The sequence below is a fragment of the Frankia tisae genome (genome assembly GCF_025403405.1).
Lineage (GTDB): Bacteria > Actinomycetota > Actinomycetes > Frankiales > Frankiaceae > Frankia > Frankia tisai.
Genome location: NZ_JANEZT010000199.1, coordinates 1 through 12,322 on the forward strand (window position 1 = coordinate 1; position 12,322 = coordinate 12,322).

9 protein-coding genes are annotated in these 12,322 nt (G+C 72.7%); 4 read left to right on the top strand and 5 right to left on the bottom strand.

Annotation, left to right across the window (positions count from 1 at the left end):
- Positions 1-1,272: glutamate-1-semialdehyde 2,1-aminomutase (gene hemL / locus NBZ85_RS18780; RefSeq protein WP_261562325.1), on the bottom strand; the 1,272-nt coding region annotated here is incomplete at its 3' end.
- Positions 1,273-1,867: 595 nt separating this feature from the next.
- Entirely contained in the window at positions 1,868-3,502 is a 1,635-nt protein-coding gene (locus NBZ85_RS18785) for a DHA2 family efflux MFS transporter permease subunit (protein ID WP_261558118.1), read from the bottom strand.
- A 133-nt stretch (positions 3,503-3,635) separates the two neighbouring features.
- On the opposite strand from NBZ85_RS18785, the gene NBZ85_RS18790 reads away from it, so the two are divergent.
- Both NBZ85_RS18790 and NBZ85_RS18795 read left to right on the top strand, forming a co-directional pair.
- On the top strand, positions 3,636-3,887 hold the full coding sequence (locus tag NBZ85_RS18790) for a GNAT family N-acetyltransferase (protein ID WP_261558120.1): 252 nt from the start codon (positions 3,636-3,638) through the stop codon (positions 3,885-3,887).
- A gap of 351 nt (positions 3,888-4,238) precedes the next feature.
- Positions 4,239-5,117 carry an alpha/beta fold hydrolase gene (locus NBZ85_RS18795; RefSeq protein ID WP_261558117.1) on the top strand — a complete coding sequence of 293 codons (879 nt, stop codon included), beginning with the start codon at positions 4,239-4,241 and terminating at the stop codon, positions 5,115-5,117.
- 73 nt (positions 5,118-5,190) lie between these two features.
- On the opposite strand, the gene NBZ85_RS18800 is transcribed toward NBZ85_RS18795, so the two are convergent.
- Positions 5,191-5,916 carry an FG-GAP repeat domain-containing protein gene (locus NBZ85_RS18800; RefSeq protein WP_261558116.1) on the bottom strand — a complete coding sequence of 242 codons (726 nt, stop codon included), beginning with the start codon at positions 5,914-5,916 and terminating at the stop codon, positions 5,191-5,193.
- Between the two features lie 597 nt (positions 5,917-6,513).
- Here NBZ85_RS18800 and NBZ85_RS34070 point away from each other — a divergent pair.
- Both NBZ85_RS34070 and metG read left to right on the top strand, forming a co-directional pair.
- The gene (locus NBZ85_RS34070) at positions 6,514-6,927 is read left to right on the top strand and encodes a hypothetical protein (protein ID WP_261558115.1); all 414 of its coding nucleotides are present in this window, start codon (positions 6,514-6,516) and stop codon (positions 6,925-6,927) included.
- Positions 6,928-7,330: 403 nt separating this feature from the next.
- Positions 7,331-8,842, top strand: a complete 1,512-nt coding sequence (metG, locus tag NBZ85_RS18810) for a methionine--tRNA ligase (RefSeq protein WP_261558114.1) — start codon at positions 7,331-7,333, stop codon at positions 8,840-8,842.
- On the opposite strand, the gene NBZ85_RS18815 is transcribed toward metG, so the two are convergent.
- Positions 8,839-11,298 (bottom strand): heavy metal translocating P-type ATPase, encoded by a 2,460-nt coding sequence (locus NBZ85_RS18815; RefSeq protein ID WP_261562326.1) that lies wholly within the window; start codon positions 11,296-11,298, stop codon positions 8,839-8,841. The two genes, metG and NBZ85_RS18815, sit on opposite strands and share 4 nt — an antisense overlap.
- 44 nt (positions 11,299-11,342) lie before the next feature.
- Entirely contained in the window at positions 11,343-11,555 is a 213-nt protein-coding gene (locus NBZ85_RS18820; RefSeq protein WP_261558112.1) for a heavy-metal-associated domain-containing protein, read from the bottom strand.
- Between the last annotated feature and the right edge of the window lie 767 nt (positions 11,556-12,322).

The following is a 12,322-nucleotide window of genomic DNA, read 5'->3' on the forward strand; positions in this document are numbered from 1 at the left end:
GATCCGCTCCATCGTGGCGTCGTCGTGGGCGGCCGAGACGAACCACGCCTCGAACGCCGACGGGGGCAGGTAGATCCCCGCGTCGAGCATGCTGTGGAAGAACGCGGCGTAGCGGGCGGCGTTCTGCGCCTGGGCACCGGCGTAGTCGACGACGGCGGCGGCGTCGGTGAAGAAGAAGCTGAACAACGAGCCGGCGCTGCTGGGCAGGTGGGCGACGCCCTCCTCGGTCAGCGCCGTCGACACGATGCCGGCGACGTCGGCGGAGCGGGCGTCGACGGTGGCGTAGACCTCGTCGGTGCAGGCCCGCAGCGTGGCCAGGCCGGCGGCGACGGCGATCGGGTTGCCGGACAGGGTGCCGGCCTGGTAGACGGGGCCGGCGGGGGCGAGGCGCGCCATCACGTCCGCGCGGCCGCCGAACGCCGCCGCGGGCAGGCCCCCACCCATCACCTTGCCGAAGGTGAACAGGTCCGGCGACCAGTCCTCGATGGCGCCCTCGTTGCCCCACCAACCGGCCCGGGAGATCCGGAAGCCGGTCATCACCTCGTCGAGGATGAGCAGCGCGCCGTGGACATCGCACAGCCGGCGCAGCCCGGCGTTGAAGCCGGGCAACGGCGGGACCACGCCCATGTTGGCCGCGGCGGCCTCGGTGATGACCGCGGCGATCGTGTCGCCGCGCTCGGCGAAGACGGCCTCGACCAGGGCGAGATCGTTGTAGGGCAGGACGATGGTGTCGGCGGTGGCGGCGCCGGTCACGCCGGGGGTGTCGGGCAGCCCGAGGGTGGCCACCCCGGAGCCGGCGGCGGCGAGCAGGGCGTCGACGTGCCCGTGGTAGCAGCCGGCGAACTTGATGATCGTGGACCGGCCGGTGAAGCCCCGGGCCAGCCGCACGGCGCTCATCGTCGCCTCCGTACCGGAGTTGACCAGCCGCACCTTCTCGACCGGGCCGACCCGCTCCACGATCAGCTCGGCGAGCTCCACCTCACCCGGCGTCGGCGTGCCGAAGCTGGTGCCGGCGGACACCGCCCGCGACACCGCCTCGACGACGGCGGGATGGGCATGGCCGAGGATCATCGGCCCCCAGGAGCAGACCAGGTCGACGTAGGTACGCCCGTCCGCGTCCGTCAGATACGGGCCGTCGCCGGACACCATGAAGCGAGGGGTGCCGCCGACGGCCCGGAAGGCACGGACCGGGGAGTTGACCCCACCGGGAACGACACGCTCGGCGCGCCGGAACAGCTCTTCGGAGGCCGGCGCGGCAGAGGGAACCACCATGCCCCCGATCCTCGCAGGTCCACTCGGCCACCCGCGCTCCGCGTGGCCAGCGGCACGCCCGCGACCGCCCATCGGCGCGCCCGCTGAAGCGCCGCCGGCGGACGGGGGTTTGCCCCGGCCGCCCACCGGCGGCGGCCTGTACGCCGGGCCCCGGCCGGCCGGCGACGCGGATCGCGTCCTGGCAGCAGCTCCGAGGCCACAGACCGCGACCGCCGTCCTGGATGGTTTCGGCGGGGTGCCGGACCCGGGACGGGGGCGGAATGATGACGACGTTGTCCTGATACTGCCCGGTACATCCGCCATACGCCCGGTCCCGAACAACTGATCGATAGGCGAGGCTGGCCTAGCCGGGGGTCCCCCGACCGGCGATTCGCCTCAGCAGCGGACTTTCCTCCCACCCCTCCCCACGGATGACCCGTCCGGGCGTGAGGACTCTCACGCTCTCGGCACGTTTCACCGGCGGATCGCCAACCGGCGGCGAACCCGCCGGACACCGCCGGCCGGTCGACGACCGTGAAGATCCTCCGGTTGCGGTGCGCAGGGTGCCTTGCGGCCCCGCCTCGGCGGGATCAGTCGGCGGGATCAGTCGGCGGGGTCAGGATGCCGCACGGGCCACCTCGCCCGCGGCCGGGGCTTTGTCTCCTCCGCCGCGGGGCAGCAGGAGCAGGGCGACCACGCCGGCCACCGCCATCAGGGCCACCGGGAGCAGCAGGGTGTGGCGGAAGGCCGCGACCACGCCGCCGGCCGCGGTGGCGGGGACGTCTCCGGAGAGGTCGGCGCCCTGGTCCAGGCCGGCCAGGCTCACCAGGTTCGACGCGAGCAGCACCGACGTCAGCGCGGTACCGACGGAGACGGCGACCTGGTTGGTGATGTTCAGCAGGGTGCTGCCGGCGGCGGTGTCCCGGTCGGGCAGGTGGCGCATCGCCGTCGTGATCGTGGGCATGATCGTCGCGCCGGTCCCGATCCCGGTCACGGCCATCGACGTGAGCAGCCGCCAGTAGGGCGTGTCCTGGTCGAGCTGGAGCAGGGTGGTCAGCAAGCCGGCGGTCGCGATCACGATGCCCGCCCCGACGACCCGCGCCGGCGGGACCCGGTCGATCAGCCGGCTCGCGACCTGCAACGACAGCCCGGTGGTCAGCGCCTGCGGGATGGCCAGCAGCCCGGCCGCCGCCGGGCTCTGCCCCCGGACGAGCTGCCAGTACAGCGGCACGATGAACATCGAGCCGAAGTATGCGGCCGCGAACAGGCCCAGCGTCGCGGTGCCGGAGGCGAGGGCACGCCGGCCGAGCAGGCGCACCTCGACCAGCGGGCGCCGCGTGCGCAGCCGCAGCGCCCGCAGCACGAACACGACGCACAGCGCCAGGCCGAGCAGCGCCGGGACCAGCACGGCCGCCGAGACGAGGGTGCCGCGCCGGCCGCTTTCCGCCAGCCCGTACACGACGGCGGCGAGCCCCGGCCCGATCAGTGCGAGCCCCGGCACGTCGAGCCGCTCACGGGCGCCCTCGGGCGCGTCCCGCGGCAGCAGCCACAGCGCCAGCGGGATGGCGACCAGTGCGATCGGCACGTTGATCAGGAAGATCCACCGCCAGGAGTACTCGACGAGCCACCCGCCGAGCGTCGGCCCGGCGAGCGGGCCGACGAGCACGGGCAGCCCCAGCACGCCCATCGTGCGGCCCCGGACCTCCGGCCGGGCGCTGCGCATCGCGATCGTCATCGCGATCGGGTTGACCAGCCCGCCGCCGATCCCCTGCAGCACCCGGAAGGCGACGAGCGAGCCGATGTTCGGGGCCAGCCCCGCCAGCAGTGAACCCAGCCCGAACAGGCCCAGCGCGGCGACGTAGACGCGGCGGGTGCCGAGCCGCGAGGCCAGCCACGCGGCCGTCGGCACCACGACCGCCAGTGCCAGCGTGTACCCGGTGGTCACCCACTGGATCACCGCCAGCGGGGCGTGCAGGTCGCGGGAGAGGCTGCGGATCGCGACATTGGTGATGGTCACGTCCAGTACGACCATCAGCCCACCGAGCACCAGCACGGCAAGCGTGAGCCGGGTCTGCCGATCGATTCCGGCGGCCGGCGTCGACGCCGCCGGCCCGGCCGACGTCCCGGATTCCTGCCCCGGCGCGGCGGCAACGCTCGTATTGGCGCCTGCAGGCGCGGCGCCGGATTCACCGGGCCGGGGGTTCGGCAGACCCGGACGATCGGGCGCTGCCTTGGGCGAACTGCCTGCCATCACGGCCCTCCTCGGCCCGGGCCGTCCGGCGGGACCTTCACCACACCCGGTCGCAGACCAGCCTCGAACCTGAAGTCAACGTGAAGTCAAGACCACCGGCAGTGCCAGATCCGCGCAGCCGTCCGCTGTCCAGATCACCACCCGGAAACGCTGCCCGGTAGGCGACGGCGCCCCGGTCGGAGTGGTGATCGCCTCGATACGCGACGGGCTCGGCTACCTCGAGGAGCTCGCCGTCCTGCCCGCGCACGGCCGGCGAGGACTCGGGGGACACCTGCTCGCCGCGGTGGACGGCTGGGCCCGCTCCCGCGGCCTGCAGGTCGACGCCCAAATCTTCATGCGCCGCGACCTGACCGTCCCGGCGAGGGATGGCCGTGGGCCCTGCTGACCCGGGCCGGCCGGGCGGGGCCGCCGCTGCGGGGGGGGCTAGTGGTCTTCGCCGTCGTCGCCGTCGGTTCGCGTCACGGCTACCGGCCACTCGCAGCGGGCGGAGGCTATTCATGAAAGCGAAGGCACCTGGATGGCGCCATCTTGGATGAACAGCCCGCCGACGCATCTGGGTGGGGGTTCTGAACGCCCGCAGCGATCACGTCACGCACGAACGGCTGGACCCGAGGAGAATCCCCGAGATGACACGTCGGCGTCGCTTTTCGCGGCCGGGCCGTCGCGCAGAGCCGGCATCGACGTCAGGGCTCGCACAACTCAGGCGGCCCAGGGCCGCCGCAGGAGGGAGGCGGCGATGGCCGTCCACCAGTACGGAGTCGACGGGGTACCGGTCAGCTACACCGACACCGGTACCGGGCCGGTGCTCCTGTTCGTCCACGGCGTCTACGTGACCGGTGCCCTGTGGAAGGACCTCGTCGCCCTGCTCGGCGACCGGTACCGCTGCATCGTCCCGACCTGGCCGCTCGGCGCGCACGAGCCGGTGGGCGACGCGGACCTGAGCGCCGCGGCCACCGCCCGTCGGATCCTCCATCTGATCGAGCTTCTCGATCTGGACGACGTCACGGTCGTCGCCAACGACACCGGCGGCGGCCTGGTCCTCGCCGCCCTGGGGGACGACTCGTTGGACCTGGCCCGCATCGGCGGCCTCGTCCTGACCAACTGCGACAGCTACGAGCACTTCCCGCCGGGGTCGTTCCGGCACATCGCCCGGCTGTGCCGGGCCAGCCGCCGGCTCGGGGCCGTCGTACTGGGCGCGCTCGCCAGCGGGCCCGGCCGCGGCTTCTTCATGAAGGCGGTCTGCGTGACGGCTGTGCCCCGCCCCCGGCAGGACGAGATCTTCGGGCCGTTCGCGACGAACGCCGGCACCAGGCGCGAGGCGGTGCGGGTGACGGCCTCCCTGGATCCCGCCCTGACCATGCGGGCGGCTCCCGCGATCGAGCGATTCTCCCGCCCCGTCGTGCTGGCCTGGGGCACCGACGACAAGCTCTTCCCGCTCGACCACGCCCGCCGGCTCGCGCAGGCGTTCCCGAACGCCCGGCTGGTCGAGGTCTCCGGCAGTTCCACCTTCGTCATGCTCGACGCTCCCGACCGGTTGGCCACGATCGTGGCCGAGGCCGTCGACGCCCGCCTTGAGGCCGGCACCGATCCCGATCTGCCGGGGCTTCCCGACTAATTCCGGGCTTTTCAGCCAGGCTCCTGAGCCAGGCCGACCGGCCGGTCAGCTTTCTGTACGCGCACCGGGCCGGTCACGGGCTCAGCCGCGCCTGTCCGCAGCCGGCCGCTCCCGAGACCTCGTCACGGGCGCCCGACAGACTGTCGAGGGGGCCGGAGACGGCGGTACGGTGGGCGAGCGGCACCAGGCTGGCCTGTTGGAATCGGTAGTAGTCGATGCTCAACGTATAAGCGCCGGATGAGGTGCTCGGCCCCGTCTCGGTGACGATTGCCGCCGCGGGGACGGCGGCGGGGCGGCACGCCCACGTCGCGACGAATCCGGTTGATCCACCATAGGCAAGCGCAGCCTGTTGCCCGGCCCGGGTGACCAGGTGCAGGTGACCGTCGAAGTATCGGAAGACGGCCGCGGTCTGGATGGACGCGCCCTGGTCGGCCTGGACGAACACCTCGGCGTGGCCATCGCGGTCGGCGTCGGCCGCCCCAAGGACCTGGGCGTGGATGTCGACGAACGTCGGGTCACCGGCCCGAAAGCGGACTGTGTCGTCGCCTCCTCCGGAGTAGCGGGCGTGGAGCGTCCCCGGCTGGGTGATGGTCAGGGTGTCAGGTCGACCGTCACCGTCGACATCGCCGTCCAGGGCGACTGCTGGCCGGACCGGCGTTGCGCTCGTGGTCGGCGTGCGGGTCATGGTCGGCGTGCGGGTCGCGGTCGGCGTGCGGGTCGCGGTCGGCGTGCGGGTCGTGGTTGGCGTGCGGGTCGCGGTCGTGCTTGTCGTCGATGTGTCGGCAGTGGCGGTCGTCACCGCGGAGGTACCCGTGGTGGAGGCCCCGCCAGGTGCCGAGAGACCCGAAGCTCGGTCATCGGAGCAGGCGGCGAATAGGAGTGTCCCGGCGAGTATGGCGAAACCGGGAAGGAGGCGACTGCGGAGCACGGATTTCCTCCAGCCACATGCTGTTACCCAGGCAAAGATGGCAATGAACCCACGTCCCCGCCAAGAAAGCCCGCGTCAGCCAGGTGAATGACAGCGGTGACCTGCACCACCCCAGGCGAGACGTACAGGAAGAATATACTGCGCACTTCGTGGCACATTACATCACTGTCAAGTGACGGACAGGCCTGAACCGTTCCGGGTTGTTTGGAGATATGGTTTTACCCGGCGCGGATGACCGAACGCGGATGACCGAGCTCGTGCCTGCGGTCGACGTCGCGGCCCACGGCGCGCGGACCAATGTCGGCCGGCCGCATCACTCCTCGCTCCTGTGCTGGTCGTGCCCCGTCTGCACGGCCTGGTCCCGGACCCGGACCCGGGTAGGTACCGTGGTTCCTGCGGGGATCCGTCCCTGCACCCGGTACCGTCTTGGGCGGGCACCGGCGCGGGACGAAGGGACGGGGACGAAACGTGCGGGTCGCGGTCTTCTCGTCAAAGGACTGTGATCGCCGGTTCCTGAGCAGCACCCGGACCGGTGACCTCGAGCTGAATTTTCTCGAGCACCGGTTGGCCGAACAGACCGCGGGTCTGGCGCAGGGACATGCTGCGGTCTGCGTGTCCGTCGAGGACGAGGTGTCGGCCGGCGTGCTGACCAGGCTCGCCGAGGAGGAGAACGACCTCTTCTTCGAGGACCGGTCGGAACGGGGAGCGTTCGACGACGACCTGTTCGCACGGCTGCTGACGTTCCCGAACGTTCTGGTGACCGGACACCAGGGTTTCTTCACCGCCGATGCGCTGACGCGGATCGGCGAGGTCACGATCGCCAATCTCCTGGGTTTCGAACGAGGCGACGGGCCACAGTTCCCCGTCACGGCCGGCGGCTGAAGCCGGCCCGATCAGCCGGCGCCAGCGGATGATCGGCACTGCTTCGACGGCGCGCGGGACTGCCGGCCCGCCCGCCGTGGCCAGATCGAGCGGTTCCTCACCGGCCCGACCGGCCCGACCGGCCCCACCGGCGAGAGGCTGACCGACGCCGAGGTCAGCGTTTACCCCGGCGTCGCCCGCAAGCCGTAGGCGGGCGGTGCCGCTCCCGGCGGCCGTCACGGGGGCGGGCGGGTAGGATTTCCCTGTGTCGACGGCACGTGTCACCGCCGAGGCGGCGAGCTTCCGGATGATGCTGATGTCCATGCCATCCGGCCTTTTCCGCGCGTCCTGACAGACCACCGATGAGGCCCCGACGGAGCCTCATCAGCGAGGTTGCGCACCGGGGCGGGAGGATCCGAAACCGATGGGTCGCTACTTCGTGACGACGGCCATCCCGTACGTCAACGGCAAGCCGCACGTGGGGCACGCACTGGAGCTGGTCGAGACCGACGCGTTCGCCCGGCATCTGCGGGCACGCGGTGACGAGGTCCGGTGCCAGACCGGCACCGACGACAACGCGCTGAAGAACGTCCAGGGCGCCGAGGCCGAGGGAATCACGCCCGCGGAATACGTCGAGCGGGTGGCCACCCGGTTCAGCTCCCTGCGCGAGCCGCTGGACCTCTCCTTCGACGACTTCATCAAGACCAGCTCCGACCCGCGGCACCGACCGGGTGTGGAGAAGCTGTGGGCCGCCTGCGCCGAGCGCGGCGACTTCTACCGCAAGAGCTACGCCGGCCTGTACTGCGTCGGCTGCGAGCTGTTCTACTCCCCCGACGAGCTGGTCGACGGCCGTTGCCCGGAGCACGGGACCGTGCCGGACCTCGTCGAGGAGAGCAACTGGTTCTTCCGGCTCAGTCGCTATTCCGACCAGCTCCACGAGCTCATCTCCAGCGACCGCCTGCGCATCGAGCCGGCCACCCGCAAGCGCGAGGTGCTGTCGTTCATCGAGGCTGGGCTGGAGGACTTCAGTGCATCCCGGAGCATGAGCCGGGCGCGCGGCTGGGGCATTCCGGTGCCCGGCGATCCCGACCAGGTCATCTACGTCTGGTTCGACGCCCTCGGCAACTACATCACCGCGCCCGGGTACGGTAACGACGACGCCAGCTTCCAGTACTGGTGGAATGACAGCGACGCCCGCGTCCACGTCATCGGCAAGGGCATCATCCGCTTCCACGCCGTCTACTGGCCGGCGATGCTGCTCTCCGCCGGGGTGCGCCTGCCCGACACCATCTTCGTGCACGAGTACCTCACCGCGGACGGCCAGAAGATTTCCAAGTCGGCCGGAAACGCGGAGGACCCGGCGGACATCGTCGCCGCGTACAACACCGACGCGCTGCGGTGGTGGATGCTGCGCGACGTCGCCCGCAGCGGCGACACCGACTACACCACCGAGCGGCTGCTCACCCGGGCGAACGAGGACCTCGCCAACAACATCGGCAATCTGGTCAACCGGACCGTGTCGATGGTCAAGCGCTACCGGGACGGGGTGATCCCGCCCGTGGCGGCGGACAACCCGGGGGCCGCGGCGCTGCGGGCGGCCCGGGAGCAGGCCCCGGCGACGATCGACGCGGCGTTCACCGCGTTCGACTTCCGCCGCGCCGCCGAGGCCGTGACGGCGATCGGCAACGAGGGCAACCGGTACGTGGAGGCCGCCCGCCCCTGGGATCTCGCCAAGGCCGAGCGCAAGGAGGACGCGGCCCCGGCCGCCCTCGACGCCGTGCTCGCCGAGCTGGTCGCCACCTGCCGGGAGATCGCAGCCCATCTCATCCCGTTCCTGCCCGACGCGGCGTCGCGCATCGCCGCCCAGTGCGGCGACGGCGGCCCCTGCGTTGCCGACCCCGCCCCGGTGTTTCCCCGGCTGGAGCCGCCGGCCTAAGATCGCGCCCCGACCGCGGGGGCCGACCGCGTTGACGGCAACGTCACGTGGTCGGCCGGCGGCAGCGGGGTGAACCGGCGCAGCCGCAGGCTGTTCGTCACGACGAAGACCGAGCTGAACGCCATCGCCGCGCCGGCGATCATCGGATTGAGCAGGCCGGCCGCGGCCAGCGGCAGCGCCGCCAGGTTGTAGGCGAACGCCCAGAACAGGTTCCCCCGGATCGTGCGCAGGGTGGCCCGGGACAGCCGGATCGCGTCGGCCACCAGCCGCGGGTCGGCGTTGACCAGGGTCAGGTCGGACGCCTCGATCGCCGCGTCGGTCCCACCGCCCATCGCCAGCCCTAGGTCGGCCTGCGCCAGCGCGGCGGCGTCGTTGACCCCGTCGCCCACCATCGCCACGACCCGACCCTCGGCCTGCAACCGGCGGACCACCGCCACCTTCTCCTCGGGCAGGACCTCGGCGATGACGTCCGCGGGCGCGATCCCGACCTCGGCGGCGACCGCGCGGGCCACGGGCCCCGCGTCCCCGGTCAACAGGACCGGATGCAGGCCGAGTCGGCGCAGCGCGGCGACGGCCTCGGCGGCGGTGGGCTTGACCGTGTCGGCGACGCTGACCAACCCGCGCGCCGCACCGTCCCAGCCGACGACGACCGTGGTGCGCCCGGCGTCGCGCTCCCGGGCCAGGGTGTCCGCGAGCTCGACCGGCAGCTCGGCGAACAGGCTGGGCCGGCCGACGACCACCGCGCGGCCCTCGACCGTGCCGCGCACGCCGAGCCCGGCGTCGCTGGCGAAGTCCGTCACCGGAGGCAACGATCCAGCGGCAGCGGCAGCGGCTCGGGCGGCGTCGGCGATTGCGCGGGCGATGGGATGCTCGCTGGCGTCCTCGGCCGCCCCGGCGAGGCGGAGCACGTCGGCGGCGCTCTCCCCCGACGCAGGGTGGACGGCGGCGGTCCGCATCCGGCCGGTGGTCACCGTGCCGGTCTTGTCGAGCAGCACGGTCTGCACCCGCCGCGTCGATTCGAGGACCTCCGGGCCACGGATGAGGATGCCCAACTGCGCGCCACGTCCCGTGCCGACAAGGAGGGCCGTCGGGGTGGCCAGGCCCAGCGCGCACGGGCAGGCGATGATCAGGACGGCGACCGCGGCGGTGAACGCGTCCGTCGCCGGCTGCCCAGCCACGAGCCAGGCGCCCAGGGTGACCAGCGCGGCAGTGATCACAACGGGAACGAAGATCGCCGAAATCCGGTCGGCCAGCCGCTGGACCCGCGCCTTGCCACTCTGGGCCTGCTCGACGAGCCGAGCGATGCGGGCAAGCTGCGTGTCGGCCCCGACCCGGGTGGCCCGCACGATGAGCCGGCCGCCCGCGTTCACGGTCGCGCCGACCACCGGATCCCCCGGCCCGACTTCCACCGGTACCGACTCGCCGGTGACCATGCTCGCATCGACCGCGGACACCCCGTCGAGCACGACCCCGTCGGTCGCGATCTTCTCGCCGGGGCGGACGACGAACTCGTCGTCGATGCGCAACTCGTCGACCGGGATCCGCACCTCGACCGGCAAGCCCGCGGGGACCGGCAAGCCCGCGGACCCGGCCCTCGGGCGACGCACCGTCACGTCCCTCGCCCCGAGGTGCAGCAGGGCCCTCAAGGCCGCGCCGGAGCGGCGTCGCGCCCGCAGCTCGAGGAACCGCCCGGCGAGCAGGAACACCGTGACCCCGGCGGCCACCTCCAGGTAGATCGCGGTGGCGGCGCCGTCGGGCACGCCGCCCGTCAGCGAGAAGGAGTGCCGCATTCCCGGATCGCCCGCCCCGCCGAGGATCAGTGCGTAGAGCGACCACCCGAAGGCCGCGAGCGTGCCGAGAGAGACCAGGGTGTCCATGGTGACCGCGCCGTGCCGGGCGCCCCGGGCCGCCGCGGCGTGGAAGGGCCGGCCGCCCCACAGGACGACCGGTGTTGCCAGCGCCAGACTGACCCACTGCCAGTAGTCGAACTGCCAGGCGGGCACCATCGCGAGCACAAGCACCGGCAGCGCCAGCAGCGCCGAGATGGTCAGGCGTCGGCGCATCGCCCGCAGGTCCGCGCCCTCCGGCACCGCCTCGTCGCCGTCGGCGCCCGCCGCACCGCCCGCCGTACCGCCCGACCCGGCGGTGGCCGCACCGCCCGTCGTGGCGGACGGCCGCGCCGCAGCGGCGGGCAGGCTCGCCGTGTAGCCGGCGGCCTGCACGGCCCCGATCAGCTCGTCGACCGTCACGGGGCCGGCCACGCCGGCCACGCCGGCAGGCGCCGGCCGGGCGAGGGTGACGGTCGCCTTCTCTGTGGCGTAGTTGACCGACGCGCTGACGCCCTCGATCCGGTTGAGCTTGCGCTCTACCCGCGCGGCGCAGGACGAGCAGGTCATGCCGCCGATCGCGAGCTCGAGTCGGGCCGGCTCCCCGGCCTCGATCCCGACGTTCGTCACGTGAAGTTCCTCCCCCGGCCCCGCCGCGCGGTACCGCGCGGGTGTCAGGCCCGACCGACCAGCTCGAACCCGGCCTCTGCGACGGCCTCGCGGACGGCGCCGTCCGCCAGCGCGCCCTCGCTCACCACCGTGACCCGGCCGTCCGCGAGATCCACCGCGACGCTGGCCACCTCGGGCAGCCGCTCCAGCTCCTCGGTCACCGAGCGGACACAGTGCTCGCAGTTCATCCCGGTCACGGTGTAGGCGATCGCGGTCATCGCGGTCCTCATCTCTTCAGCCACTGTCCACAGCCCGGACTCGTCCGCCCGGCAGCCCGAAAGTACCCCTCCCCCGTATAGTGCACGATAACCCCCTGGGGGTATCCGCGACACGGCGACGGATGTCACGGGAGCAGGCCTGGACGCGATGCCGCCACCACTGATCGCAGGGCCGCGCCCCCGTCGCCCCACCTTGGCGCCCCGTCTGTTGACCGCGGCGTGGCCCGCGCTCCGACACCTGCGCCCCCCGGGGACGCTCCCGACCAGCCGACGAGCGTCGGCCGCCCGCAGTAGGAAGATCCCCCGGACGGGGGATGACCGCCCGGCGGCCGGGAAGTGCGCAGGGGGAGCTCGGTCCGGCGAACCGCGGCTCGCAACGGCGGCCCGCATCCGGCCGGTTGACACGACCGACTGGTGCCACCATCGACGCACGCCGGACAAGCCTCACATCGACACGCCGGCCCTGATGACCCGGCACCATCCGGCCACACGCCCTGACCAGCACGATCTTCGAACGCCCTGCCTATCCGGAGCCCTCGGCGGGCGATTTGTCCCTCCGGGCAGGCGTGAAAGCCGGAACGAGTCCGAACCAGGGCGGGGCCAACTGCGGTGCGTTTTGCGCGGTCTGAGCCTGCAGACCGCGCAAAACGCACCGCAACTCTTCCCGCGCACCGCGACTCGTCCCAGGCGGGAGGCCGGAAGGGCCGCCATGGGGAATGCCTGGGGCTGTCCACCGGGTTCGGGGGACGATGTGGCCGGCGTGGGTG

Bases quoted from the DNA above. Each gene is read 5' to 3' on its own strand.
- NBZ85_RS18795 (WP_261558117.1), top strand. From the start codon at position 4,239: ATGGCCGTCCACCAGTACGGAGTCGACGGGGTACCGGTCAGCTACACC.
- metG (WP_261558114.1), top strand. From the start codon at position 7,331: ATGGGTCGCTACTTCGTGACGACGGCCATCCCGTACGTCAACGGCAAG.
- NBZ85_RS18820 (WP_261558112.1), bottom strand. From the start codon at position 11,555: ATGACCGCGATCGCCTACACCGTGACCGGGATGAACTGCGAGCACTGT.
- NBZ85_RS18785 (WP_261558118.1), bottom strand. From the start codon at position 3,502: ATGGCAGGCAGTTCGCCCAAGGCAGCGCCCGATCGTCCGGGTCTGCCG.